This is a genomic window from Polaromonas sp. JS666, assembly GCF_900103405.1.
Classification (GTDB): Bacteria; Pseudomonadota; Gammaproteobacteria; order Burkholderiales; family Burkholderiaceae_C; genus Polaromonas.
In genome coordinates this window covers 113002-137669 of sequence record NZ_FNHX01000006.1, presented here as the reverse complement: position 1 = coordinate 137669, position 24668 = coordinate 113002, and the positions used below count along the sequence as shown (strand labels likewise).

General features: G+C 66.7%; 21 protein-coding genes. 9 read left to right on the top strand and 12 right to left on the bottom strand.

Features of this window, described 5'->3' with window-relative positions:
- Positions 1-6: 6 nt before the first annotated feature.
- Positions 7-429 (top strand): VOC family protein, encoded by a 423-nt coding sequence (locus tag BLQ85_RS16640; protein ID WP_074578396.1) that lies wholly within the window; start codon positions 7-9, stop codon positions 427-429.
- Positions 430-438: 9 nt separating this feature from the next.
- Here BLQ85_RS16640 and BLQ85_RS16635 read toward each other — a convergent pair whose 3' ends face one another.
- Entirely contained in the window at positions 439-1074 is a 636-nt protein-coding gene (locus BLQ85_RS16635) for a LysE family translocator (RefSeq protein WP_074578394.1), read from the bottom strand.
- An 11-nt stretch (positions 1075-1085) separates the two neighbouring features.
- The gene (locus BLQ85_RS16630; protein WP_074578392.1) at positions 1086-1607 is read right to left on the bottom strand and encodes a hypothetical protein; all 522 of its coding nucleotides are present in this window, start codon (positions 1605-1607) and stop codon (positions 1086-1088) included.
- A gap of 112 nt (positions 1608-1719) precedes the next feature.
- Between BLQ85_RS16630 and BLQ85_RS16625 the strand changes: the two genes are divergently transcribed.
- Positions 1720-2670 (top strand): helix-turn-helix transcriptional regulator, encoded by a 951-nt coding sequence (locus tag BLQ85_RS16625; protein WP_074578389.1) that lies wholly within the window; start codon positions 1720-1722, stop codon positions 2668-2670.
- Between the two features lie 7 nt (positions 2671-2677).
- Here the strand turns inward: BLQ85_RS16625 and BLQ85_RS16620 are convergent, their stop codons facing one another.
- Positions 2678-4027, bottom strand: coding sequence for a D-amino acid dehydrogenase (locus tag BLQ85_RS16620; RefSeq protein WP_074578387.1), 1350 nt, complete (start codon positions 4025-4027; stop codon positions 2678-2680).
- Positions 4028-4196: 169 nt separating this feature from the next.
- On the opposite strand from BLQ85_RS16620, the gene BLQ85_RS16615 reads away from it, so the two are divergent.
- The gene (locus BLQ85_RS16615) at positions 4197-5141 is read left to right on the top strand and encodes a LysR family transcriptional regulator ArgP (protein ID WP_074578385.1); all 945 of its coding nucleotides are present in this window, start codon (positions 4197-4199) and stop codon (positions 5139-5141) included.
- Positions 5142-5354: 213 nt separating this feature from the next.
- The gene (locus BLQ85_RS16610) at positions 5355-9419 is read left to right on the top strand and encodes a PAS domain S-box protein (RefSeq protein WP_074578383.1); all 4065 of its coding nucleotides are present in this window, start codon (positions 5355-5357) and stop codon (positions 9417-9419) included.
- Positions 9420-9665: 246 nt separating this feature from the next.
- Here BLQ85_RS16610 and BLQ85_RS16605 read toward each other — a convergent pair whose 3' ends face one another.
- Together BLQ85_RS16605 and BLQ85_RS16600 are read right to left on the bottom strand one after the other, a co-directional pair.
- Positions 9666-10217, bottom strand: coding sequence for a hypothetical protein (locus tag BLQ85_RS16605; RefSeq protein WP_254806459.1), 552 nt, complete (start codon positions 10215-10217; stop codon positions 9666-9668).
- Positions 10218-10477: 260 nt separating this feature from the next.
- Positions 10478-11329, bottom strand: coding sequence for a metallophosphoesterase (locus tag BLQ85_RS16600; RefSeq protein ID WP_074578379.1), 852 nt, complete (start codon positions 11327-11329; stop codon positions 10478-10480).
- A gap of 362 nt (positions 11330-11691) precedes the next feature.
- On the opposite strand from BLQ85_RS16600, the gene BLQ85_RS16595 reads away from it, so the two are divergent.
- A complete protein-coding gene (locus BLQ85_RS16595) occupies positions 11692-12105 on the top strand; it encodes a DUF1801 domain-containing protein (protein ID WP_254806458.1) in 414 nt (137 codons plus the stop codon).
- Entirely contained in the window at positions 12105-12527 is a 423-nt protein-coding gene (locus BLQ85_RS16590) for a VOC family protein (protein ID WP_074578377.1), read from the top strand. Before BLQ85_RS16595 ends, BLQ85_RS16590 begins: the two co-directional genes overlap by 1 nt.
- Before the next feature lie 24 nt (positions 12528-12551).
- Here BLQ85_RS16590 and BLQ85_RS16585 read toward each other — a convergent pair whose 3' ends face one another.
- Positions 12552-14081 (bottom strand): sensor histidine kinase, encoded by a 1530-nt coding sequence (locus tag BLQ85_RS16585; RefSeq protein ID WP_083336886.1) that lies wholly within the window; start codon positions 14079-14081, stop codon positions 12552-12554.
- A gap of 170 nt (positions 14082-14251) precedes the next feature.
- On the opposite strand from BLQ85_RS16585, the gene BLQ85_RS24355 reads away from it, so the two are divergent.
- Positions 14252-14440 (top strand): hypothetical protein, encoded by a 189-nt coding sequence (locus tag BLQ85_RS24355; protein ID WP_139201030.1) that lies wholly within the window; start codon positions 14252-14254, stop codon positions 14438-14440.
- A 9-nt stretch (positions 14441-14449) separates the two neighbouring features.
- On the opposite strand, the gene BLQ85_RS16580 is transcribed toward BLQ85_RS24355, so the two are convergent.
- From BLQ85_RS16580 to BLQ85_RS16570, 3 genes are all read right to left on the bottom strand, one after another.
- Positions 14450-15436 carry a Bug family tripartite tricarboxylate transporter substrate binding protein gene (locus tag BLQ85_RS16580; RefSeq protein WP_074578373.1) on the bottom strand — a complete coding sequence of 329 codons (987 nt, stop codon included), beginning with the start codon at positions 15434-15436 and terminating at the stop codon, positions 14450-14452.
- 99 nt (positions 15437-15535) lie between these two features.
- Positions 15536-18196 carry an autotransporter outer membrane beta-barrel domain-containing protein gene (locus BLQ85_RS16575; protein WP_074578371.1) on the bottom strand — a complete coding sequence of 887 codons (2661 nt, stop codon included), beginning with the start codon at positions 18194-18196 and terminating at the stop codon, positions 15536-15538.
- A 129-nt stretch (positions 18197-18325) separates the two neighbouring features.
- Positions 18326-19297 carry a LysR family transcriptional regulator gene (locus BLQ85_RS16570; RefSeq protein ID WP_074578369.1) on the bottom strand — a complete coding sequence of 324 codons (972 nt, stop codon included), beginning with the start codon at positions 19295-19297 and terminating at the stop codon, positions 18326-18328.
- A 149-nt stretch (positions 19298-19446) separates the two neighbouring features.
- Here BLQ85_RS16570 and BLQ85_RS16565 point away from each other — a divergent pair, with 149 nt between their 5' ends.
- The gene (locus tag BLQ85_RS16565; protein ID WP_074578367.1) at positions 19447-19965 is read left to right on the top strand and encodes a hypothetical protein; all 519 of its coding nucleotides are present in this window, start codon (positions 19447-19449) and stop codon (positions 19963-19965) included.
- 146 nt (positions 19966-20111) lie between these two features.
- On the opposite strand, the gene BLQ85_RS16560 is transcribed toward BLQ85_RS16565, so the two are convergent.
- On the bottom strand, positions 20112-21974 hold the full coding sequence (locus tag BLQ85_RS16560; RefSeq protein ID WP_074578365.1) for a phosphoenolpyruvate carboxykinase (GTP): 1863 nt from the start codon (positions 21972-21974) through the stop codon (positions 20112-20114).
- Positions 21975-22487: 513 nt separating this feature from the next.
- Positions 22488-22655: a hypothetical protein gene (locus tag BLQ85_RS24615; protein WP_175456135.1), complete on the bottom strand. Its 168-nt coding sequence runs from the start codon at positions 22653-22655 to the stop codon at positions 22488-22490.
- A 137-nt stretch (positions 22656-22792) separates the two neighbouring features.
- On the opposite strand from BLQ85_RS24615, the gene BLQ85_RS16555 reads away from it, so the two are divergent.
- Positions 22793-23257 (top strand): glycine zipper family protein, encoded by a 465-nt coding sequence (locus tag BLQ85_RS16555; protein ID WP_074578362.1) that lies wholly within the window; start codon positions 22793-22795, stop codon positions 23255-23257.
- A 19-nt stretch (positions 23258-23276) separates the two neighbouring features.
- Here BLQ85_RS16555 and BLQ85_RS16550 read toward each other — a convergent pair whose 3' ends face one another.
- Positions 23277-24479: a threonine ammonia-lyase gene (locus BLQ85_RS16550; protein WP_074578360.1), complete on the bottom strand. Its 1203-nt coding sequence runs from the start codon at positions 24477-24479 to the stop codon at positions 23277-23279.
- Between the last annotated feature and the right edge of the window lie 189 nt (positions 24480-24668).

The following is a 24668-nucleotide window of genomic DNA, read 5'->3' as shown; positions in this document are numbered from 1 at the left end:
CTCGCCATGATCCGTATTCGCGACATCGACCACATCGTCCTTCGGGTCAGCGACCTCATGGGCATGCTGCGCTTTTACCAGCAGGTGCTGGGTTGCAGCCTGGAACGCCGGCAGGACGCCATCGGCCTGGTGCAGCTGCGCGCCGGCCGTTCGCTGGTGGACCTGGTGCCGGTGGACGGCCCACTGGGCAAGGCCGGCGGCGCGGCGCCGGGCAAGGAGGGTCGCAATGTCGACCATGTCTGCTTTCGCGTCGAGCCCTTTGATGCCGAGGCCCTGCGCCGCCACCTGGCGGCCCACGGCGTTGAAGCGGGCGAGGTGGAGTCGCGCTACGGTGCCGAGGGCGAAGGGCCTTCGATCTACCTCAACGACCCGGAAGGCAACACTGTGGAACTCAAGGGCCCGCCCTGGCCCGAGGGCCACAAGCCTTAGTACAGACTCCTAAAACTGCCGCCAGCCCTGCCAGGCCGTGAAGCCGGCGCACACGATCAGCACGGCGCCCACGGTGCGCGCCATCACCACGCTGGCGCCCGGCCGGTCGGCCAGCCACTGGCGTGCCCCGGCGGCTGCCAGTGCCAGCGAGCCATACACACCGGTCTGGGTCAGCGCGATGATCAGGCCCAGCGCCAGCGCCTGTATCCACAGCGAACCGTATTCCAGCCGCAGGAACTGCGGAAAAATCGCCAGCATGAACAAATAGGCCTTGGGGTTGAGCAGGCAGGTCAGCGCGGCCTGGCGGAAGGTCCGCCAGGGCGGGCTTTGTTCCAGCGCCGGCAGGCCGCCGAACACCGAGGTGCTGCGCGTGAGTGACCAGCCTATCCACGCAATGTAAAGGCTGCCCGCGACGAGCATCACATTGACCATGCCGGGCACCAGCTTGAGCACAATGCCCAGTCCCAGCGCACCGGCCACCACGTGGCAGGCGCCGCCCGCCACGATGCCGCCGACCGCGAACAGGCCCGCGCGGCGCCCGCCGGTCAGCGAGCTGGCCATCACAAAGGCCATGTCCATGCCGGGCAGGATGATGATGCCCAGCACCATCAGGAAAAACAGCCAGAGGTGGGTGAACTGCTCCATGGCCGGTGCCCCTAGCGCAGCGCGGAATAGGCGGGCCGGGCCAGGTCCATCACCCAATTGGTTTCCCAGTGGCGGCCGCCGTCTTCGGAAAAAGCCTGCTCCCAGCGGGCGCGGGTGGGCGTGATGCCCGACCAGGTAAAACGCACCCGAACCGGCCGGCCTTCATGGCTGTCGTGGCCCTCAAAGCGGCCCGTGCCGTCCACAAACGCCCCCATCACCGGCGGCTGCATCAGCCCGTCGCTGTGGCTGACCCAATAAATGCTCCAGAGCCGGGTCTGCGGGCTGAAAAACCGCAGCGCCATACCCAGGGTCTGCTTGCCGTCCACGACCAGGTCGTTCATATTGCCCAGGCCGCCCAGCAGCAGTGCACCGTCCTGTACGGCCTCAAAACGCTCCCAGTCGGTGCAGCCCGCCAGGCGTTTTTTGAGTCGCTTGTTGCTGACCAGCCAGCGTCCCGCGATGAAGTTGAAGTCGTGCCGCCCATCGTTCAGCTGGGACGGGTCCAGGGGTTTGGGCAGGGTGGAGGTGGTCATGGTTAAAAGCGCTTGTGGCGCCCCGTGATACGTTGGTGATACCTGTGGAAAAACCCAGTTTATGGATGTAATAGGGCTATTTCAGCCCTGATTAAGGGCTAAACTTTTCAGCATGTATTCCCCGACCACCCGTGTATTGACCGTGCTGGAACTGCTGCAGTCCCATGGGCGCATGAGCGGCGCCGAACTGGCGCGGCGGCTGGAAGTGGACGGCCGCACCTTGCGCCGCTATATCGCCAAGCTGGAAGACCTGGGCATCCCGGTGGTGGCCGAACGCGGCCGCTACGGCTGCTACAGCCTGATCGCCGGCTTCAAGTTGCCGCCCATGATGTTCACCGACGACGAAGCCCTGGCGCTGTCCCTGGGCTTGCTGGCCGCGCGCAGCCTGGGGCTGGCCGAAGCCGCGCCGGCCGCGCAAAGCGCACAGGCCAAGCTCGAGCGCGTGATGCCGCACAATCTGAAAAACCGCGTTCGCGGCCTCGGTGAAACGGTGACGCTGGACCTGCGCCGCGCCGACGCGCCCGGCGACAACACCGCCTTGCTGGCCTTGAGCGCCGCCGCGCACGGCTGGCAGCGTGTGCACATGGCTTACCAGTCGGCCGAAGGCGAGGTCACCGAGCGCGAGTTCGACGCCTACGGCCTGGTGTTTCGCAAGGGCCGCTGGTATGCGGCGGGCTGGTGCCACCTGCGCGGCGCGCTGCGCTCATTCCGGCTGGACCGGGTGCGCGAGGTGCGCGCCCTCAACGTGGTGTTCACGCCGCCGGCCGACTTCGACGCGGTGCAGCACCTGGCGCTGGGCCTGGCGACCATGCCGCGCAGCAACACCGTGCGGCTGCTTTTGCACACCGACCTGCAGACCGCGCAGATGGAACTGCCCGACAGCGTGGGCGTGTTCCAGCCCAGCGAGGAGGGCGTGCTGCTGCACAGCCAGACCGACCACCTGGGCTGGTTCGCGCGGCAGCTGATGCGTTTGTCTTTTTCCTTCGACGTCCAGGAGCCGGTGGCCTTGCGCGTCGCGCTGCGCGAGCATGCGCAGCGCACGCTGGAGCAGCACGCCGCCTAGGCCGTGATCAGGCGGCTTTGGCCTGTAGCCGGTTGCTGGCGCGATCCTGCCCGTAAAAGCCGAAATTCATGGCCGGCACTTCGCCACTGATCAGCTCGGCGATGGCCTTGCCCGAGCCCGCGCCGTGCGTCCAGCCCAGCGTGCCATGGCCGGCGTTGACCCACAGGCGGCCGACCTTGGTCTTGCCGATGTAAGGGATGTTGGTGGGTGTCGCGGGGCGCAGGCCGGTCCAGAAGTTCGGCGTGCCGCCTTGCTCCTCCAGGCGGGTATCGCACACGCCCGGCAATACTTCCTCGATGCGGTCGGCCAGCATCTTGCAACGGGCCTTGGCCAGCGGCGTGTCCAGCGAGAGGTCGTAGCCGCCGACCTCGATGGTGCCGGCCACGCGCAGATGGTCGCCGAGCCGGCTCATCGCGCATTTGACTTCGTCGTCGATGGTGCTGACAAAAGGCGCCAGTTCCGGCCTGAGCAGCTTGAAGGTGGCGCTGTAGCCTTTGCCGGGATAGATGGGCAGGTCGACGCCCACGGTGCGCAGCAGCGGCGCCGTGTGGGAGCCGCAGGCCACGACGATTTCGTCGGCCTTGAGGCGGACCGGGTCGCCGCTTTTGCCCTGCAGGGTGCGCGGCCGCACGGCGACGGACTCGATGGCACCGCCGGTTTTCTCCAGCCGCTCTATGTCGTGGCCGTAGAGGAAACGCGCGCCGCGGGCGGCGCAGCGTTGCGCCAGCGCCTGGGTGAAAACGCGGGCGTCGCCGCTTTCGTCGCTGGCGGTGTAGGTGCCGCCCACGATGCGGTGCGCGAAGGATTTGAAGGCCGGCTCTATGGCCAGCAGTTCGGCGGTGTTCACCACGCGGCGCGCCACGCCGTATTTGCGCATCAGGGCCGCGGCCTCGCCGGCCGTGTCAAAGGTTTTCTGGTCGGTGTAGTAGTGCGCGATGCCGCGCTCGAGCCGGTTGTATTCGATGCCGGTGGCGGCCACCACATCCTTGAGCGCGCTATGGCTGTAGGCGCCCAGGGCCACGAGTTGCTGCACGTTGCGCTCGAAGGCGGTGTCGTTGCACTGCGCCAGGAACTGCAGGCCCCAGCGCCATTGCTGCCAGCCTTCGCCGAAAGGCAGCTGCGGGCGAAACAGCAGCGGCGCGTCGTCGCGGAACATCCATTTCAAGGCCTTCAGCGGTGCGTCCTTGTTGGCCCAAGGCTCGCAATAGCTGACGGAAATCTGCGCCGCGTTGCCAAAACTGGTTTCCAGCGCCGCGTCGGGCTGGCGGTCTACCACCGTGACCTCGTGGCCGCGTTCCAGCAGATGCCAGGCGGTGCTCACGCCAATGATGCCGGCCCCTAAAACTACAACTTTCATCGCTAACCCCTTTGCAACATTCCAGTGTGAAGGATGTTGCTTTCAATTAATAGAAAAATTAAACTCTCAGTGAAAACATCAGAACAGCTAATAAAGCTGAAAAGCGCCGGTAGCTGGCACAACTAGCACAACTGGTAGGGCAAATAGAAAACGGAAGAGGGGATGCGGGATGAGTACTTTTGATCCTGATGCACTCGAATGCCTGGCGGCAATCGTGGAAGAGGGCGGTTTTGAGCGCGCGGCCCAGCGCCTGTCCATCACCCAGTCGGCGGTGTCGCAGCGCCTGCGGGCCCTGGAGGCCCAGGTCGGCACCGTGCTGATCGTGCGCAGCCGGCCGCTCAAGCCCACCTCGGCGGGCCAGCTGTTGCTTAAACACACCAAAATGCTGCGCCTTTTGCGCGCCGATCTGGAGCGCGACCTCAAGGAGCTGGCGCCCAGTTCCCTGGGCGGCGCGCGCGAGGAAGAGCGCATTTCCATCGCCATCAACGCCGACAGCATCGCCACCTGGGCCTTGCCGGCGCTGACCGAGCTGGTGCAGCAGGGCCTGCCCATGGAAATCATTCACGACGACCAGAATTTCACCCATGAATGGCTGCGCGAAGGCCAGGTGCTGGGCTGCGTGACCACGCTCAAGCAGGCGCTGCGGGGCTGCAAGGTGGAGCCGCTGGGCGCGATGCAGTACATCGCGGTGGCCGCGCCGGCCTTCGCGCAGGGCCGGCTCGGCCAGCGCGATGGCGCTGGCGACAGGCCGGCCGCGCCGGCGCTGACCCAATACAACTTCCGCGAAGTGCCTTTTATCGCCTTCAACCGCAAGGATGAACTGCCGGTTGAATTTGTGGGCAAGGCCTTCGGGCTCAAGCGCGTCACCCTGAACCAGCTGTTTGTGCCTTCGTCGGAAGGCATGGTCAGGGCCGTGCTGGCGGGCTGGGGGGTCAGCGTGGTGCCACGCCTGCTGGCGCAGGGCCTGATAGACCAGGGCCAGCTCGTCAATGTGGCGCCCCATTACACGCTGCCCGTCCAGCTGTACTGGCATTGCTGGAACCTGGAATCCGAGGTTCTGGACGCCCTGACGGCCGCGCTCAAACAGACCGCAGCCCAGTCGCTGGTGCCCTGAAGCGCGGCCGGCCGGCTTGGGCCGGAACAAATCCTTGGTATTCAATTTACCCCCGCAAGGCAGGGGGTAGCTCTGTAGGACAAGGCCTGGGATAGAGACTTATGGCCTCAGTTCGGGGACTATTCCCATTTACAAAAGCGCGGTGGGTGCGCACACTGCAAAAGCCATGCGGAGCTGGCTGCGGCGTGGCGTGAAAGGCATAAGGTAATCCGAATGCTGGGATGGCTGGGACTGCGTACCCGTCTGGTAATGCTGGTGCTGCTCGCGCTGCTCCCCGTCCTCGGCTTGCTTGTTTACTCCGCGCAACAAAGCCACCGGGCCGCGCTGCGGCTGGCGCAGTCCGACCTGCTGTCGGATGTGCTGATGCTCTCGGCGCGCGCGCAACGCACCGTGGACCTGGTCCACGAGCTGCTGAGCGGCGTCGCCAGCGGGCCGCACATCAAGAACCCGGTGCCCGGCCTGTGCGACCAGCACCTGAAAAACCTGCATGCCGAGCATCCCGAATTCACCAACATGGGCCTGGCCGCGACCGACGGCAAGCTGCTGTGCGACGCGCTGGGCCTGGCTAAAAACCTGGCCGCCAATGACCGGCCCTACTTTCAGCAGGTCATGGCGGGCCAGCGCTTCGCGGTGGGCCGTTATGCCGTGGGGCGCGCCAGCGGGCGTCCCGGCATAGGCTTCGCGGTGCCAGTGCGCAACGAGGCTGGCAAGGTCAGCGGCGTGGCCTTCGCGGTGCTGGGCCTGCCCGCCCTGGCGGAATCGCTCGCGGACGTGTCCTCCATACAGGGCGCGCGCCTGGCCGTGCTGGACCGGGACGGCACGGTACTGGCCATCTCCCCGCCGGCGCCGTCCTGGCTGGGCCAGCCGCACCCGGACCCCCTCGTGCAGCAAGCCGTGCGGGAGCGCCGGCAAGGTGTGCAGCAGGCGGCGGATGCGCAGGGCGTGCAACGGGTCTATGCCGCGGCGCCGGTGCCGGGCGGCGGGCGCGAGGGGCTGTTTGTCGCGATCAGCGCGCCGGAAGCGGTGATCGCGGCGTCCAGCCACCAGGACCTGGCGATTGAGTTGCTGGCGCTGCTCGCCGTGGCCCTGTTTGGCGGTGCCTGTGCATGGTGGCTGGGCAACCGGCTGATCGTCAATCCCGCCAAGGCCATCCTGAAGGAGGCCGACGAGGTGGCGCGGGGCAATCTTCACGCGCGCGTCAGGCTGGGCCCGTTGTACCAGGGCGAGCTCGGCGAAATCGGCCACACCTTCAATCGCATGGCCGAATCGCTGCAGGCGCGGCAGCGCGAGCTCGACGCCATGCTGGAGCGCGTGGACAAGGAACGCGCCCTGCTGGACCTCATCCTCAACAGCATGAACGAGGGTGTGATCGCCGTGGACACCGAGGGCCGCTTCCTGTTGTTCAACGCCACGGCGCGCGCGCTGTTCAACGGGGCGCCGGATCCCGGCATGCGATTGGAAGACTGGCGCCGCGGCCACCAGCTCTTGATGCTGGACGGCAAGACCGCCTATGCCGAGTCGGAGCGGCCGCTGTCGCAGGCCGCGCGCGGCATCACCATCGACAACTGGGATGTGGTGTTTCGCCGGGCCGGCGCGGAAGACCGGATACTGCGCCTGAGCACGCGGCCGCTGCGCGATGCCACCGGCGTGATGAAGGGCGGCGTCACCGTGTTCAACGACATCACCGCCCAGAAGGCGGCGGAAAACTTTGCCCACGCACAGGAGCAGGTGCTGGCGCTGATCGCCGGCGGCGCGCCCCTGGCGCAATCGCTGGAGGCCGTGGTGCGCCTGATCGAGGACAGCTCGCCGGACAGCCTGTGCTCCATCCTGCTGGTCGAGGACGGGACGCTGCGCCTGGGTGCCGCGCCCAGCCTGCCCGAGCGCTACAACCAGGCCATCGAAGGCCTGGCCGTCGGCGAGGGCGTGGGCGCCTGCGGTACCGCCGCCTTCCGCAACCACCTGGTGGTAGTGGAAGACACGCAGACCGACCCGCTGATGCAGGACTACCGCGAGCTGATGCGCGAGCACGGGCTGCGGGCCTGCTGGTCCATGCCGGTGGTGTCGAACGACGGCGAGGTGCTCGCGACCTTCGCCATCTACCGCGCTTACCCCTGCAGGCCCCAGCCCGCGGAACTCGAGCTGATCAACATCGCGGCGCGGCTGGCCGGCATCGCGCTGGCGCGCGCACGCGCCGAGGCGGCCCTGGTCAGCAGCGAGGCGCGCTTTCGCGAACTGGCGGAAAACATCCACGACGTTTTCTACATCGTGGACCCGCGCACCGGCCGCCCGCTGTACGTCAGCCCCGGCTATGAGAGGGTCTGGGGCCGCAGCCGCGAAAGCCTTTATGCCGACCCTCTTTCGTACGCCGAGGTCACGCTGCCCGAGGACAGCCATTTGCTCAAGGAGGCCAGGAAGCAAAACCGCAGCGGCCAGGCTTCCGACATCGAATACCGCATCCGGTCCGCGGATGGCAGGATCCTGTGGATACGCGACCACGCCTACCCGGTCATGAACGCGTCGGGCGAGCTGGAGCGCGTGGTGGGCACGGCGCGCGACATCACCGACCGCAAGCTGGCCGACCTGGCGCTGGCCAGCACCAACCGGGCCCTGCAGATGCTGAGCCGCTCCAGCATCGCCATCAACCGGATGGACGAGGAAGCGGGGCTGCTGGCCGAGGTGTGCCGCGTGGCCGTCGACGTGGGCGGTTATCGCATGGCCTGGGTCGGTTATGCGCAGGACGACGCGGAGCGCAGTATCCTGCCCATGGCCCATGCCGGCGACGAAAACGGCTATCTCGCGGCAATCCGTCTGAGCTGGCGCGACGACGACGCCACCGGCCAGGGCCCGGCGGGCCAGGCCGTGCGCAGCGGGCAAGCCCAGCAGACCGGCGACATCAGCCGGGCCGACAACAAGTTCTACTGGCATGCGCACGCGCTGGAGCGCGGTTTCCTCAGCGCGATCTGCCTGCCGCTGCGCGACGGGCCCCGTAGCTTCGGCGTGCTGTGCCTGTATTCGGGCGAGGCGCAGATATTCAGCACCGATGAAATCAAGCTGCTGCAGGAGCTTGCCGACAACCTGGCCTTCGGCATCGTCAGCCTGCGCGCCCGCCTGGAGCGCCAGCGCAGCCAGGAGGCCGAAAGGCAGGCCGTCATCAAGGTGCGCGAGCAGGCCTCGCTGCTGGACCGGGCGCAGGACGCCATCATGGTCCGCAACCTCGACCGGACCATACGTTTCTGGAACAAGGGCGCCGAGCGCCTCTATGGCTGGACCGCCGAGGAAGTGCTGGGCAAGACCATGGACACGCTCATGTACCCCGACCCGCAGGTGCTTCTGGACAGCATGGCCAAGACCCTGGCCAACGACGGCGACTGGAGCGGCGAGCTCGAGCAGCGCGCGCGCGACGGTTCGACGGTGTGCATAGAGGCGCGCTGGACGGTGGTGCGCGACGAGCAGGGCAAGGTCAACGGGGTGCTGGGCATCAACACCAATATCCGTGAACGCAAGCGCGCGCGCGAGGAAATCCTGCGCCTCAACGCCAGCCTCGAGGAGCGGGTGCAGCAGCGTACCGAGCAGCTTGAATTCGCAAACAAGGAGCTGGAGGCTTTCTCCTACTCGGTGTCGCACGACCTGCGCAGCCCGCTGAGCGCGGTGGACGGCTTCAGCGACCTGCTCGAGCGGACCATGGCCAAGGCTGAAAACACTCCCTTGACCGAACGCAGCCGGCATTACCTGGCGCGCATACGCGCCGGCGTTTCACAAATGGGCGAGCTGATCGACGCCATGCTGGCATTGGCACAGGTGTCGCGTTCCAGCCTGCGCTGGGAGCACGTCGACTTGAGCGCGCTCGCCGAGGGCTTGCTGGCCGGCTACCGCGAGCGCGAACCCGGCCGCGACGCGCGGCTGCATGTCGAGCCCGGCGTCACCGGGCCGGGCGACCCCAGGCTGCTCAAGCAGGTGCTGGACAACCTGCTGGGCAACGCCTGGAAGTTCAGCGCCAGGCAGGCCTGCACGGAGATCAGCTTCGGCCGCGAGACCAACGAGGCCGGCGAGACGGTGTACTTCGTGCGCGACCGGGGAGCTGGCTTTGACATGGCCTATGCCGAGAAGCTGTTCGGTGCCTTCCAGCGCCTGCACACGCCGTCCGAATTTTCCGGCACCGGCGTCGGCCTGGCCACGGTGCACCGCATCATCGCGCGGCACGGCGGCAAGGTGTGGGCCAAGTCGGAACCGGGGCAAGGCGCGACCTTCTATTTCACGCTGGGCCCAGGGGGTGTGTAACACCCCCGTCCAAGCTCACCGCGTGTAGCTTGTTCCCCCCTCTAGGGGGCGGCGCCTGCGGTCTGGCAAAGCCAGTCCCGCGGCCCCTGCTGGTGAAAGACCCCTACGGATCGCGCCCAAAGAACTCTTAAGCCCAGCATGAGCCCTGGAACCGGCTTTGCCGGGTCACAGGCGGGCGGCCCCTTTCCACGTGCAAGGGGCAGGGACCCGCCGTAGGCTCGAAGTGGGGGAGCGTGGGGGCCATGGCTAGAAACTCTGCGACCGCAGAGTTTCGCGCAGAGTTTGTGCCTTGTCGGCATCAAACTGCCCCTCAACTCGCGCCAGCACCTCGCCCTGGCGGTTGACCACCACGGCGTAGACCTGGTCGGTGCTGGCCAGGCCGGCGGAGCGCACAAAACTGGCGCGATCAGTGAACACCGGCACCATCTTGGCCCGCTCGGAATCGGCCGTGTAGTGCTGCAGCAGCCGGTCTTCCACCGCGCTGCGTCCCGTCAGCGTGCCGGGGTCGTTGAGCACCGGCATGCGCATCCAGGTGATCGATGGGTCGTTCCTGAGGTTCATGCCCTGGATCCAGCTCTCGACGTCGGCCCGCTGGCCGCGCTTGAAGGTGATCAGCGCCAGCGTGCGGTCCGACGGGAGGCCTTCGGGCACGGTGACCGGCTGTCGCAGCAGGGTCTGCGCCATGAAAGCGGGCAGGCGGCCCATCACGCTGGAGTCATTGGGCGCCGCGAACGCGAGTGCAAATGCCAGGCCGGCGGCGGCAAGCCAGGCGCCAAGATAGGACACATTGCTCTTCATGGTGCTCTCCCCGATTCGGGTGCGGTGCAGGAAGTCCTGCATGAACCCTTCAAGCAAGATACCCGCAAGCCGAACAGCGCGCAAATCAACAATTGGAACAAAGTGTTATCACTGCTTGACACGCTTGGCCCCACATTGCCGACCCTGGTTGGGTCGCGCGGCGCGCTGGAAGTTCCAAAGAAAAAGAGGCACCGCCGCGCTAGCCGCGGCGCTACGACTTTAGTCAGCAGCGGCGCGCCGGCCGCGCACCCATACGAATGCTATTGGCCGATGGGGATCAGCAGTTCGGGCAAAAATCCCTCCTGCTCGCCCTTGCGCGCATAGCCCAGCGGGTTGGCCACCACGCGGCAGCCGCGGCTGGTGTAGTCGATCGCGCAATGCAAATGGCCGTGCAGCCACAGGTCGGCCAGCGGCAGCAGCTCATCGAGCGCGTTGCAAAAACCCGCCGTACCCGGCGCCAGGCCGTAGCGCGGGTCCGCGCTCAGCAGGCTGGGCGCGAAGTGAGTGACGGCCACCGTGGGGCCGTCGAAGGGCTGGGCCAGGGCCTGCCGCAGCCAGGCCTGGCTTTTCAGGCCCTGCTCACGCACCTCGGCTGCCAGCAGGGGCTGGCCGTTCCTGAAAGAGTGGTTTTTGCTCAGGTAAAAATTGGCCGCGCGAAAGGCTTTTTCGCGCGCCTTCAGCTGCTCGCCCAGCGTGATGTCGGCGTCCTGGGCCTGGCCGCCACTCAGGGCGTCGAAGTCGGTCCACAGCGTGCTGCCGACAAAGCGCACGCCTTGCAATACCACGGTCTCCTGCTCCAGCCAGACCATGCCCAGCCGCTCGCAGGTTTCGCGCAGCCGCGCATGCGTGGCGTCAAAGTCCAGGCCGTCGTATTCGTGGTTGCCCGGCAGGAAGAACACCGGCGTGGGCCAGCCCGCGCCGCCCTGGTTCGCGGGCAGGGGTGAAAACCGCGCCAGGCCGAAGTCGGCAATGCCTTTTTCATCCAGCAGCGAGCCCTGCTGATAGGAGCCGATGTCGCCGGCCAGCACCAGCAGGTCGGCGCCGGGCACGGGCTGGGCCGTGAAATGCGGGTTGGATTCGAGATGCAGGTCGGACAGGAGCTGGATGTTCACCCGCCGATTGTGCGGGAAGATGCCGGGGGCCTTAGAGCCTGTTCAATGTCTAAGCGGGACCGCGCAAGCGCCTTCTCGGGATGGGATGCAAGGCGCGGTGCGACGCCCATAGCACGGCTATGGGCTAGCGCCGCAACGCCGCAGACCGCCCGAGAAGGCACTTGCCCTTCGGGTTGGGATGAAATCGGGCGATTGAGCCACCCAGGCCCTTGCATGGGCATTAGCCCATGCGGCGTGCCCGGGCGACCCACTCATCCCGATTGCACCCCAACGCGGCCCCGCTTAGACATTGAACAGGCTCTTAGCCCGTGCTAGATTTCACAGGCCGCAAGCAGATGGAGATGGCACAACAGGAGCCGCTTGTGAAAGAAGACATCGAGAACCCCGCCGTCGCGCGCGCCTTCGCGGCCTATCCCCCGCCGCTGCGGCGCAAGCTGCTGGTGTTGCGTCGCCTGATCCTGGACACCGCGGCCGCCACGCCCGGTGTCGGCGAGATCGAGGAGACACTCAAGTGGGGCGAGCCGGCCTACCTGACCTCGGCCAGCAAAAGCGGCAGCACCCTGCGCCTGGGCCCGGTCAAGTCCAGTCCGTCGCAGTACGCGCTTTATTTCAACTGCAAGACCACGCTGGTCGACACCTTCCGCACGCTGTTCCCGGTGGAGCTGCGCTTCGAAGGCAACCGCGCCATCGTGCTGGATGCCGCCGAGGCGCTGCCGCGCGGCGCACTGGCGTTCTGCATCACGGCGGCGCTGACTTACCACCGGAGGAAATCCTGATGAAACCCCGCATCACCTTGATCACCCTCGGCGTTGACGATCTCCGGCGCGCGCTGGCTTTTTACCGCGACGGCCTGGGGCTGGCAACGCCCGGCATCGTCGGCGAGGAATTCGAGCATGGCGCCGTGGCCTTCATCGACCTGCAGCCGGGCCTCAAGCTGGCCCTGTGGCCGCGCGCCAGCCTGGCGCACGACACGGGCTTGCCGGCATCGCAGCGCGGGGCGCCGGCGTTTTCACTGGCGCACAACGTGGCCTCGCGGCAAGAGGTCGACGCCGTGATGGCCGAGGCGGAAAAAGCCGGCGCGATGATCACCAAGCCGGCGGGCGTGACCTTCTACGGCGGCTATGCGGGCTACTTCCAGGATCTGGACGGCCATCTCTGGGAGGTGGCATGGAACCCGCAGTTCGAGATAGCCGACTAGTCCGGCCGGCGCGGGCGTGGCCCGTCAGGCCGGCGGCGCCGCCAGCCGCACCGTGAAGCTGGTGCCCTGCCCCGGCCGGCTGCTGACCTCGATTTCGCCCCGGTGCAGGTCCACGCATTCCTTGACGATGTGCAGGCCTATGCCGGTGCCGGAAATATTGCCGACATTGGTGCCGCGGTGAAAGCTGCCGAACAGGCGCGGCAGGTCGGCCTCCGGAATGCCTATGCCCTGGTCGCTGATGCGCAGGTGGATCTGCTCGCCCACGCCGCGCACCGCAAACCTCACCGGCGTGTCGGGGTCCGAATACTTGAGCGCGTTGCCCAGCAGGTTGACCACGATATGGCGCAGCAGCTGCTGGTCCGCCGTGCGCGGCGTGTCCAGCCCGTCGCAGGTGAGGGACACGCGCGCGGCCTGCGGGTTGCCGCGCTCGAGCTCGGCCATCACCTGCACCAGCCAGTCGGGCACCAGCAGCGGCGCGGGTTCAAACCTGAACTTGCCCAGTTCAAGGCGGCTGGTCAGCAGCACCTGTTCCACCATGTTGCTCATACGCGCGACGGCGGTCTTGATCTGGCCCAGCAGTTCGCGGCGCTCCTCGGCCGGAAAGCTCGCGCCGTAGGCGTCGAGCAGCTCCACCGACGACAGGATGGCGGCCAGCGGGGTGCGGAACTCGTGCGAGGTGACCGCGACAAAGCGCGACTTGAGCTCCGACAGCTCGCGCTCGTGCGCCAGCGCCTTGAGCATGTCTTCCTCGGCCTGGCGCTTGAGCGTCACGTCGGTCAGGAAGTTCAGCGTGGCCGGCGTGCCCTCCCACTCGAACATCACCGCGCTGATTTCCAGCCAGCGCGTCACGCTCTGGCTGTGCTGCACGCGGAACTGGTAGTGGTTTTCCACCGTCTCGCCGCGCAGCCGCCTCAAGTGGTTGTCCAGCACCCGCTCGCGGTCGTCGGGGTGGATGAATTCGATGAAGGGCCGCGACTTGGCGGTGGCCTCGTCCAGCGCGGTCAGCTTCAGCGCCTTGGGGTTGGCATAGAGGATGCGCCCGCCCGCCGTGACCAGGATGCCCTCGCTGACGTTTTCCACCACCGCGCGGTATTTGGCCTCGGAGTCGGTGCGCCGGCCGATTTCCACGCGCAGCTGCTTGGAGGTGTCGAGCTGCCAGGTGATGTTGTTGGCCAGGTGGATGACGCGCAGCAGCTGCCCCGAGGGGCTGTGGATGGGCAGCGCGCGCTGGCTCAGCCGGGCGACGTCGCCGTTCGGCCTGCGCACGCGGTATTCCTCGCTGCGCTTGACGGCGGCCAGCTGCAGCTGCCGCACCCGGTCGCGGTCCGCCGGGTCGACTTGCTCCAGCCATTGCCAGGGGTCGCCCGCCAGTTTGTCGACCGACTGGCCCCAGAACATCTCGAAAGCCGGGTTGGTGTAAGTGATGCGGCCGCCGGCCGGGTCCCAGGACCAGAGCATGGCGTCGATGTTGGCGGCGATCTGCCGCAGCAGTTCCTCGCCCGGCAGCGAAACAGGCGTCACAGCCGTCGTCGATGCGGAGGAAGGGGCGGACATGCTGGGAGCATAGCCGTATCGCGGGCGTGAATTCCTCCCAGAAAACCCCGGCTATGTGGGCCGGCGGATCAAACTATGCATGTTTTGCATGGTTATGGGTCCATCTTAGGCTTGAAACCCTAGGGAAAACCCTTATTCTTGATTCACCGCAACTTTTCACCCACCCATGGGTGACTTTCGACATGTACAGCCTGTTTGCCCAAATCGCCCGTTTCCTGCCTTCCGCCGCCGGCGTGGCCCCCATCAACGGCGTGGCCCACAACCTGATGGAGCGCGCCGAAGCCCGTGCCGGTCGCAATCCGCAGCAAGCCCAGGAACTGCGCACGGCCGCCTACGCCTACCTTAGCGTTGTTCGCTGAGCGGTTTTCTCAAAGCTTCACGCCCGCGCCCTTCACTGCGGGCGCCAGCACCGCCACCTGTTCCTTGACGAAGCCGCCAAAGGCGGCCGGGCTCATGGCCTGGGTGGTGATGCCCAATTCCAGCATCTTCTTTTTGACTTCCGGCGTGGCGAGGATCTCGTTGCACGCGGCGTTCAGCCGCGCCACCATGTCGGCCGGCATGTGCGCCGGCCCGCTCAGGCCGAAGAAGTTGTCCAGCACCAGCTTGCGGTAGCCGAACTCGAGCACGCTGGGCACGTCGGGCACCAGCGGCGAACGCGCCGCCGAGGTCACCGCCAGCGGCACCAGCTGCCCGCTCTTGAAGTAAGGCACAAAGGCCGTCAGCACATCAATGCCCACCGGAATCACGCCGGCAATCAGGTCGGTCGCCATGGGCGCGCCGCCGCGGTAGGGAATGTGCTGCAGGTTCACGCCCATGGCTTTTTTCATCAGTTCGCCGTAGATGTGGCCTATGGACGCCGGCCCGCCCGAACCGAAGTCCAGCCGGCCCGTCTTGCGCGCCTGCGATTCCACATCCGTGATGGTCTTGATGGGCGCGTGCGGGTTGGCCATGACCACGCAGGGCGCGTTGCCGATCAGCGCGATATGGGTAAAGCCCTCGACCGGGTCGTAAGGCTGTTTTTCGAGCGCGAAAGGGCCTATGGACACTGGCGTCGAATTGCTGAGCATCAGGGTGTAGCCGTCGGCTGGCGCCTGCGCCACCACCAGCCCGCCCACGCTGCCGCCCGCGCCGGGGCGGTTGTCTACCACCACCGCCTGCCCCAGCTTTTTGCCGAGTTGCTCGGCCATCAGGCGCGCCACGATGTCGCTGGCGCCACCGGCCGGGAAGGTCACCACGATCTTGATGGGCTTGTCGGGCCAGGCGGCGAAAGCCGGCAGGGCGAGGCAGGCCGCGCCGCCGGCGAGCCACTTCAGCGTGCCGCGGCGGCGGAGCAAGGGAAATTCAGGCTGGGACATTCGGGGGCTCCTGCAGACAGTGTGTGTGCAGAGCCATACGCAAAAAGCATGCCCCGGAAAGCGCCCAGGGCCTGGATCCGGGCCGCGGCGGCTTGCCGTTTACCAGCGGCTGCGCAATCCCACCAGCATTGCCACGTTGCGCTGGGCCGCGTTGAACTCGGCTTGCACATCCGCGAAGAGATCAACACCCTTGCCTATGCTGCCGGTCGCGCCCAGCCCGAGGATCAGCGTGTCCCGCTTCAGTGCCGCGCCCGAAATCTGGAACGGCGAAGCCGTGGCCGCGCCCTGGAACTGCGCCGTCATCGGTGTGTTCAGGTTGCCGAATTCATGGGCCCAGACCACCCGGGGCTCCAGGCGGATGTGGCCCGTGTCAAAGAAGGCCCTGGCGCCCAGGATTGACCTGGATGAGCGGGTGGTTTGGCTCGCCACTTGCAGGTTCAGCGCGCCTGCCCCCGTTTCCGTAAAGCCGTTCGCCTTGTTCCTGCTGAGCGAGAGCCCGGCCAGCGGCTGCAGCGTCCAGCCCTCCATGGCGAGTGAATAGCTGGCCTCGCCGTAAGCCGAGAGCGTGTCGCTGTCGAAGTCGCCGCCGGCCGTGCGGCTCAGCGTTCCGAAAGCGATGCCGCGGTCCATGTGGTTCTTGCCCCAGCTCATGCCGGCCGAGCCGCTGAAGGTCCAGGCTCCACTGGTGTAGCCACCGTAAACCGCAAGCGCGGTGCCGCGTGTCTTGCCGCTCTCGTTGTTGTCGGTGGACAGCCGGGCGGTGCCGATGCTCGCGGCCACGCCTAAACGCAAGCCCTCGCCGGCCTCCGCATCAAAGCCAATGCTCAGGCCGGAGCTGCGCAGGCGGCTGGCCGCCGCGTTGCCGTCAGCGTCGGTGGTGCTGTGGCCGCCGTAGCCGCGCGCCCAGAGGCCCTGGCTCGCATCCGAAGTGCCGGACAGCGCCGGCGCGTTGCCGGCGAGCGAGAACTTGCGCGGGGGCATGTCGGACACCGGCGCCATCAGGTCGGACAGCGTGTCATTGGCGGCCAGCAGAAGCGGCCGGTCGGTAAAGGAATTCGCCAGTGTGCCGGTGCCCCGGCCCTGCACCGCGGCCAGGCGCGCCTGCAGCTGGCTGCCGAAGCGGGTGGCAAAGCCGGCGGAGGCGCGGCGCAGTTCCACGATGCCGGCGCCGCTGGCGGCGTCGAACGCGGCGCGTGCCTGCGGCGCTGAGAGGCTGTCGACGGCGGCGAGCACGGTGCTCATGTCGCCGCTGGCCCCGGCCACCGCGTTTTGCAAGGCCGTGCCCGTGGCGACCTGGTTGGGCGTGAGGCCGACGCTGGCGTAGCTGGTGTTGTTGCGTGCCAGGGTCAGGAAGACATTGTTGGCGTCATAGGCCAGGGAGGGCGTGAGGAATGCCAGGTTGGACGTGACGCCCGCAAAAGCCCCGGTACGGCCGCCCGCCGCGTTGAGGATGGTGTACTGGGTGCTCAGCGAGTAGCTGCCGGCGCCTGCCTGCACGTCGACGGTGCCGCCATTGAGCGTGGCTGTGCCCGTGGCATTGATGCGGTCGTTGTTGCCGGCCGGGTCGACTTCGACGCGGTAGATGGAGCCTGCCGCAAACGTCACGTTGCCGTTGACTGTCAGCGTGCCGATGGAATTGCCCGGCGCCAGCACGCCGCCTGCGGCAATGGTGGTGCTTCCCACCGTGCCGCTGCCGCCCAGCGTGCCGCCGTTGTTGACGCTGACGGCCGAGTTGGCGATGCTGCCGTTGACCGACAGCGTGCCGGCATTGACCGAGGTACCGCCGTTGTAGCTGTTGACGCCGCTGAGCACCAGATTGCCGGCGCCCGTCTTGGCCAGGGTGCCTGTGCCGCTTATGGCGCCGGCATAGCTGCCGTTGGCCGCCTGGCTGAAGGTGACGGCGGCGTTGTTGGTGATGCTGCCCTGCAGGCTGGTGCTGTCGCCTTGCAAGGTTCCCGCGGTGACGGTGGTGCCGCCGGTGTAGGTGTTGGCGCCCGACAGGATGGTGGTGCCGGCCCCGGTCTTGGTCAGGGAGCCGTTGCCGGAAACAGCCGCTGAAAACGTCGTGGTGCCGGTGTGGTTGAACTGCACGGAGGAGCCCGCCGTGCCCAGGATCACGCTGTCGGCCGTGAGCGTGCCCGCACCCGCGCCGCTGCCGATAAAAAGGGTGCCGTTGGCCGTGTCGCCTACATGCAGGGTGCGCGTACCGTTGACCGTGACGTTGGCGCCGGCATCGATGTGAAGCTCACCCGCGCCATTGCCTCCTATCTCAAAGCGCTGCGCCTGCCCCAGGCCGACAGGCGCCAGTGTCAGGCTGGAGCCCGCGCCGGTGACCGTGACAATGCCCTGCCGGGCTGCGTCGCCCGCGAAAAGGTGGGCGCCGCTTACCGTGCCGCCTCCCTGTATTGTGAGCACGGCGGGGCCGGCGGCGCCGATGGCTGTCGTTCCGAGGCTGATGAGGTCGCCGACGGCCAGCGACCCGCCCGCGCCGACGATGACCTCGCCGCTGGCCTGCACTTCCAGTGACTGCGCCGCGCCTGCGCCGCTCAGGGTGACCTGGTCGCCGGCATTGGTCAGGCGCGCAGCGGTCGCCCCGGTGGGCACACCGCTGGTCCAGTTGCCGCCGGTGTTCCAGTTGCCCCCGGCGCCGGCGTTCCAGTCGGTGCTTTGGGCGATGCCGCTGCCGGGCGACGCGAGCAGGCCGACCAGGACAAGGGATGCGCTCAGCGGGCGCAGGCGGAATTTCGGACGTGTTATCACGGAAGGGATCCCTCGGGCTGGCGTGGTTGTTGTGGTCCCGTCCTTGAGCGGGCCGGGCCAGCTTAGCGGATGTACCGCCGGGCGCGCAAGCGCTTCACCATGTCATCTGTAATAGAAGCGTAGAGGGGCTCAGGCAGAAAACGCCTGGTCGGCGGCGCGCACCACCGCCTGCCTCAGCCACATGTGGGCGCTGCGCTGCCGCGAGCGGCGGTGCCACACCGCGTCCACGTGCACCGGCGAGACGTCAAAAGGCAAGGGGCGCAGCACCAACTGCTCGGCAATGCCGGTCACGCGCACAAAGTGGCGCGGCAACACCGTCAGCAGGTTGGAGTTGGCCACCACCCGGCCGGCCGTGAAGAACTGGTTGACGGTGAGCACGACCTGCCGCTTGCGTCCCAGCGAGGCCAGGGCTTCGTCGATAAACCCGTAGGGCCGGCCCGAAAAGCTCACCAGCATGTGGCGTGCGGCGCAAAAACGGTTAAGCGAGAAGGGGCCGGTGGCCAGCGCGTGGTCCTTGCGCATCACGCAGACATATTCGCCGTCGTAGAGGCGCTGGTGCGAAAACGGCAGCGGCTCCCCGCTTTGCTCGCTGGCCGTCAGGTCGGCCAGCAGCGAGGGGAAGTAGCCTATGGCCAGGTCGCAGGTTTCTTCGTCCAGCAGGCGCCGCGGGTCACGGGTGGTGAGCGGCACCACCCGTATCGACACGCCCGGGGCTTCGCGCTCCAGCGTTTCGACCAGGCCGGGCATCAGCTCGGCCGCGGTGGCGTCGGCCATGGCCAGCACAAAGGTGGTGTTGGCTTCGCCGGGCACAAATTCGTTGGGAACCAGCGACTCCTGCAGTTGCTGCAGCGCCTCGCGCACGGCCGGCCAGATGGCCAGGGCGCGTGGCGTGGGCGCCATGCCCTGGCCGCTGCGCTGCACCAGCTCGTCGCCCAGGGTCTCGCGCAGCCGGCGCAGCGCATTGCTGACGGCGGGCTGGGTCAGCGACAAGTTGCGCGCGGCCCGCGTGAGGCTGCGCTCGGCCATCACTTCGTCGAACACACGGAGCAGGTTCAGGTCCAGCGTCCGGAAATTGAGGGGATTGAAGGTTTCGGAGGCCATGGTTTGGAGGGCAGGCGGCAAGGTTATCACTGATATGAATAAATCTCATCATAAAGATAAAGTTGAATAACATCAGTGATAACCCTAATATCTCTGTACCCGCCGAGATATCTTGTCCCGGCGGGGATTAGCCATAACGGGAGTTCATCATGACCAGCTTCGTCAATATCAAACATTCCACACAGCACCCCGGCGTTGTCCGCGCTGAGTCGGCCTTTGGTGCCGTACGCCAGCTGGGCCAAGCCTTTACCGGCACCCGCGGCCTCGCCACGCTGCTGTTGTCCGCCGTCGCGGCCGCCATCATGGTGGTGGCCTACCAAGTGATGGACAGCGTCACCGAAGGCCATCTGCTGGTGATGTGGATCGCCTTGTGGGCTGTCGCCTTCGCCGTCCTGGCGCTGTTCGCCGGCACCGCGCGCAACCTGGCCGCCCGTGTCAAAGCCGGCCTGGACGACTGGTCGCGCAGCCTGGCCGAAGCCCGCGCCGACCAGCGCCTCTGGCAAGCCGCCAAGAACGACCCCCGCGTAATGGCCGACCTGCAAATGGCCCTGCAACGCGCCGCCGATGCTGAAGTGGAAGCACCCGCTGCTCCTGTCGCTAAGGCAGAGCGTGCCGAAGCCGTCAGCGGCGCCTCGGTGCTGCGCGCCTACCACCGCAGCTACATCTAAGCATCCCGCCGGATGCCGGGCCGCCCGCCGCGGCGGCCCACAAAAAAAGCCACCTTGTCAGGTGGCTTTTTTTTGCCCTGTACCGGATGGCCCGGGGGCGTAAGGCGCGGCGCAGGTCATGCGCCGCGCCCGCTTGGGTCTGCCGGTCAGGCAGCCAGGCGGCGCTCGATCGCGGCTTTGGTCTCCCCCAGCTCTTTCGGCAGGTGATGTTCGAGTTGCTTGAACAGTTCGGCGTGCAGCTCCAGCTCCTTGAGCCAGGCGGCCTTGTCGATGCTGGTCACGGTCTTGAACTGCTCGGCGCTGAAATTGAGGCCGGTCCAGTTCAGGTCTTCGTAGGCGGGGCTGATGCCGGTGATGTGCTCGGAACCCTTGCCCGTGCCTTCGATGCGGTCGATCATCCACTTGAGCACGCGCATGTTCTCGCCGTAACCGGGCCAGACGAATTTGCCGTCTTCACCCTTGCGGAACCAGTTGGTGGTGTAGATCTTGGGGATTTTGGCGCCGGTGGCTTCCAGCTTCTTGCCGACGTTGAGCCAGTGCTGGAAGTAGTCGCTCATGTTGTAGCCCATGAAGGGCAGCATGGCGAAGGGGTCGCGGCGCACCACGCCGGCCTGGCCGGTGGCGGCTGCCGTGGTTTCCGAGCCCATGGTCGCGGCCATGTAAACGCCTTCGACCCAGTTGCGCGCCTCGGTGACCAGGGGCACGGTGGTGGAGCGGCGGCCGCCGAAGATGAAGGCGTCAATCGCCACACCCTTGGGGTCGTCCCAGGCGCTGTCGAGAGCCGGGTTGTTGGTGGCGGCCACGGTGAAGCGGGCGTTGGGATGGGCGGCCTTGGCGCCGGTTTCCTTGGCGATTTGCGGCGTCCAGTCCTTGCCTTGCCAGTCGATCAGGTGCGCAGGCTGGCCGCCGGTGTCTTTTTCCATGCCTTCCCACCACACGTCGCCGTCATCGGTGAGGGCCACGTTCGTGAAGATCACGTTCTTGTCCAGGCTCGCCATGCAGTTCGGGTTGGTGTGGAAGTTGGTGCCCGGGGCCACGCCGAAATAACCGGCTTCGGGGTTGATCGCGTAGAGCTTGCCGTCGGCGCTGGGCTTGATCCAGGCGATGTCGTCGCCGATGGTGGTGACTTTCCAGCCGTCAAAACCGGCGGGCGGCACCAGCATGGAGAAATTGGTCTTGCCGCAGGCGCTGGGGAAGGCCGCCGCGACGTGGTATTTCTTGCCCTGGGGGTTGGTCACGCCGAGGATCAGCATGTGTTCGGCCAGCCAGCCCTCGTCGCGGCCCATGTTGGAGGCGATGCGCAGCGCAAAGCATTTCTTGCCCAGCAGCGCGTTGCCGCCGTAGCCGGAGCCGTAAGACCAGATCTCGCGGGTCTCGGGGTAATGCACGATGTACTTGGTCTTGTTGCAAGGCCACTTCACGTCCTTCTGGCCTTCAGCCAGCGGCGCGCCCACGGTGTGCACGCAGGGCACAAAGTCGCCGTCCACGCCCAGCACGCCGAACACCGCCTGGCCCATGCGCGTCATGATCTTCATGTTGACGGCCACGTAAGGGCTGTCGGACAGCTCGATGCCGATGTGCGCGATCGGCGAGCCCAGCGGGCCCATGCTGAAAGGCACGACGTACATGGTGCGGCCCTTCATGCAGCCATCGAACAGGGGCTGCAGCGTCTGGCGCATTTCGGCGGGCGCCATCCAGTTATTGGTGGGGCCGGCGTCTTCCTTTTTGGCCGAGCAGATATAGGTGCGGTCTTCCACGCGGGCCACGTCGCTGGGGTCGCTCTGGGCCAGAAAGCTGTTGGGGCGCTTGGCTTCGTTGAGTTTCTTGAAGGTGCCGGCGTCGACCAGCTGCTGGCACAGGCGCTGGTATTCGGCCTCGCTGCCGTCGCACCAGTACACGTTGTCGGGCTTGCACAGGGCCACCATGTCGGCGACCCAGGCGATCAGTTTCGCGTTTTTGACGTAGCTCGGTGTGTTGAGCTGCAGGCCTTGCATCACGGGTTGGTTCATCGAAAAAACTCCAAAGTTAAAAAGCGTTATTTCGAGAGGCGTCGCGCGGCAACCGAAAGAGGTTGCGACATCGAAACGACTGTCGAAATAAGGCTTGGGGGCTTTTCCGAACCGGGCCCTGACGGGCCTGAAACAGGGCAGCTCACGCAACAACCGGGTCCTGGTCGGCGGGCGGGGGCCGCAAGCCCGGAGGTGCTGCGGCGCAAGGTCAAAAAAGCGGCCGGAAGACCTGCTTTTCCGCCTTCCACGGGTCGGCCAGAGAATTCATTTTAAGAAGATAGGCGCGGGTTACCTTGCAGTTACCGTCAAAAGTTATGCAGAACTTGCATGAGGTTATGCATACCATGCGCAGGGGTTCAGGCAGCCCTGACATGGGGGTATGGAATGCCGCGAAGGGCACCTGGGCTACGGTTTCACGGCGGTTTTTGCGGTGAAACGGGCCGGCGGCGGGCGCCAGGGCCGGAAACAAAAAAGTCCGCAGGCTGCGGACTTTTTAGGGGAAGCGGGGGAGTATCAGGCCATGTAGATGGCGATAAAGGCCAGCAGGAACATCAGCACGCCGCCGACCACGGGCAGAACGATTGGGATCACGGGGACGATGGCGTCAACGGCTTCCTGCTCCTGGGCGGGCGTAGGGCTGTCGTGGGCGGCATTGGTGGTGTGGTTGGCTGAACTGGACATGGGAGGTTCCTGAATTGCTTGAAAGTCTGGGCAGATTTTAGCCGCATGCGGCGCCCCGGCGGCAAACAGGCCGCCACCGCCGGCTGCTTTGCCCAGTTGCGTTACCCTTTACCCATGCTTGTTTGCGGAAGGAACGCATGAAATACCCAACTTCATTTCGACTCTTGCCGGCCGCCGTGTCCGCGCTGGCCTTGCTGTCGGCCTGCGCCACCGGCGGGCCCAGCAGCGCTTCGGCCAGGCCGGTGCTGTATCCCAATGCCACGCTCAACCGCGTGGGCGATGCCCAGGGCCAGGCCGAGGTCAATGCCTGCATGTCGCGGGCCTCGGCCGCCGGGCTCAGCCCGTCGCAAAGCGGCAACGAGGTCGGCCGCCGCGCCGGAGAGGGCGCGGCCGTCGGCGGCGTGGCCTCCGCCGTGGGCGCCCTGATCACCGGGCGCGGCGGCGAAGGCGTGCTGCGCGCCGGCGCCGCGGGGGCTGCCGTGGGCGGCTCGGCCGGTGCGGTGTCGGGGGCGTTTCACAACGACAAACCCAACAGCACCTACCGCAGCTTTGTGCAGCGCTGCCTCAGCGAACGCGGTTTTGAGGTGATTGGTTGGAACTGAGCCTGGCCCCCCGCCGCGCTCAGTGCTGCTCCGAAGCCTCGTAGCCGGCGGCGTTGAGCGCCACCAGCACCTGCTGGATGTGGTCGCGCCCGCGCGTCTGTATCACCAGCTCGATCTCCACGTTCTGGGCTGACAGCATGGTGAAGGCGCGCTGGTGGTGCACCTCGTCGATATTGGCCCCGGCATCGGCCACGGTGGCGGTGATCTTCGCCAGGGAGCCCGGAATGTCGCGCACGCTGACCTTGATGCGCGCCAGGCGCCCGGCGCGCACCATGCCGCGCTCGATGATGGCCGCGAGCAGCAGCGGGTCGATGTTGCCGCCGCACAGCACCAGGCCGACCTTCTTGCCGGCAAAGCGCGCCGGGTACTTGAGCAGTGCCGCCAGCCCGGCCGCGCCCGCGCCCTCCACCAGGGTTTTTTCGATCTCGAGCAGCATGACCATGGCCTGCTCGATGTCGCCTTCGTCGACCAGCACCAGGTCGTCCACCAGTTTGGCGATGATGGCTTGCGGGATGAGGCCCGGCGTGCCGACGGCGATGCCCTCGGCGATGGTGCTGGTGCCCTGCGGGTGCTTGGTGCCTTTGATGGCGTTGACCATGCCCGGGAAGCGGGAGGTCTGCACGCCGATGATTTCAATGCCGGGCTTGAGGGCCTTGGCCGCCGTGGCCATGCCCGCGATCAGGCCGCCGCCGCCCACGGCAATGACCAGGGTGTCCAGCTCGGGCACGGCATGCAGCATTTCCAGCCCGACGGTGCCCTGGCCCGCGACGATGGCCTCGTCGTCATAGGGGTGCACAAAGACCAGGCCTTCGCGTTCGGCCAGCTGCAGGGCGTGGGCGCGCGACTCGTCCAGCGAGTCGCCGTGCAGCACCACCTCGGCGCCGAAGCCGCGGGTGCGCTCTATCTTCACGCCGGGCGTGAAGCGCGGCATCACGATCACCGCCCGCAGGCCCAGGCGCTGCGCATGGTAGGCCACGCCCTGGGCATGGTTACCCGCGCTCATGGCGATCACGCCGCGGCGCCGTTCGTCGGCTGACAGTTGCGCGAGCTTGTTACAAGCGCCACGCTCCTTGAAGGATGCGGTGTACTGGAGGTTTTCGAACTTCAGGAAAATCTGCGCGCCCGTCAGCTGCGACAGCGTCCGGGATTCCACGCAGGGCGTGTCCAGCAAATGGCCCTGCAGGCGCTGGGCGGCCTGTTCGATGTCGGTAAGGCTGAGCATGATGTCCTCTGTGGCGATGGTGGGATTGTGCCGTGTGATTGTCCGCGTGTAACGGTAGCGATTCTGTGGCGCATTTCACACGACGGGGTTCAAGTAGCGTCTTCCATGATGCTTCAAGCTGCGTTATGGTGGAGTCTCGTTGAACCCCGTGGCGCCTAGGCGCTCATAGCCAGGGTAGTGCATCCAGTC

Excerpts from the sequence above, each read along its gene's own strand:
- BLQ85_RS16640 (WP_074578396.1), top strand. The coding sequence starts at position 7 with ATGATCCGTATTCGCGACATCGACCACATCGTCCTTCGGGTCAGCGAC.
- BLQ85_RS16635 (WP_074578394.1), bottom strand. The coding sequence starts at position 1,074 with ATGGAGCAGTTCACCCACCTCTGGCTGTTTTTCCTGATGGTGCTGGGC.
- BLQ85_RS16630 (WP_074578392.1), bottom strand. The coding sequence starts at position 1,607 with ATGACCACCTCCACCCTGCCCAAACCCCTGGACCCGTCCCAGCTGAAC.
- BLQ85_RS16625 (WP_074578389.1), top strand. The coding sequence starts at position 1,720 with ATGTATTCCCCGACCACCCGTGTATTGACCGTGCTGGAACTGCTGCAG.
- BLQ85_RS16620 (WP_074578387.1), bottom strand. The coding sequence starts at position 4,027 with ATGAAAGTTGTAGTTTTAGGGGCCGGCATCATTGGCGTGAGCACCGCC.
- BLQ85_RS16615 (WP_074578385.1), top strand. The coding sequence starts at position 4,197 with ATGAGTACTTTTGATCCTGATGCACTCGAATGCCTGGCGGCAATCGTG.
- BLQ85_RS16610 (WP_074578383.1), top strand. The coding sequence starts at position 5,355 with ATGCTGGGATGGCTGGGACTGCGTACCCGTCTGGTAATGCTGGTGCTG.
- BLQ85_RS16605 (WP_254806459.1), bottom strand. The coding sequence starts at position 10,217 with ATGAAGAGCAATGTGTCCTATCTTGGCGCCTGGCTTGCCGCCGCCGGC.
- BLQ85_RS16590 (WP_074578377.1), top strand. The coding sequence starts at position 12,105 with ATGAAACCCCGCATCACCTTGATCACCCTCGGCGTTGACGATCTCCGG.
- BLQ85_RS16585 (WP_083336886.1), bottom strand. The coding sequence starts at position 14,081 with ATGTCCGCCCCTTCCTCCGCATCGACGACGGCTGTGACGCCTGTTTCG.
- BLQ85_RS16580 (WP_074578373.1), bottom strand. The coding sequence starts at position 15,436 with ATGTCCCAGCCTGAATTTCCCTTGCTCCGCCGCCGCGGCACGCTGAAG.
- BLQ85_RS16570 (WP_074578369.1), bottom strand. The coding sequence starts at position 19,297 with ATGGCCTCCGAAACCTTCAATCCCCTCAATTTCCGGACGCTGGACCTG.
- BLQ85_RS16565 (WP_074578367.1), top strand. The coding sequence starts at position 19,447 with ATGACCAGCTTCGTCAATATCAAACATTCCACACAGCACCCCGGCGTT.
- BLQ85_RS16560 (WP_074578365.1), bottom strand. The coding sequence starts at position 21,974 with ATGAACCAACCCGTGATGCAAGGCCTGCAGCTCAACACACCGAGCTAC.
- BLQ85_RS24615 (WP_175456135.1), bottom strand. The coding sequence starts at position 22,655 with ATGTCCAGTTCAGCCAACCACACCACCAATGCCGCCCACGACAGCCCT.
- BLQ85_RS16555 (WP_074578362.1), top strand. The coding sequence starts at position 22,793 with ATGAAATACCCAACTTCATTTCGACTCTTGCCGGCCGCCGTGTCCGCG.
- BLQ85_RS16550 (WP_074578360.1), bottom strand. The coding sequence starts at position 24,479 with ATGCTCAGCCTTACCGACATCGAACAGGCCGCCCAGCGCCTGCAGGGC.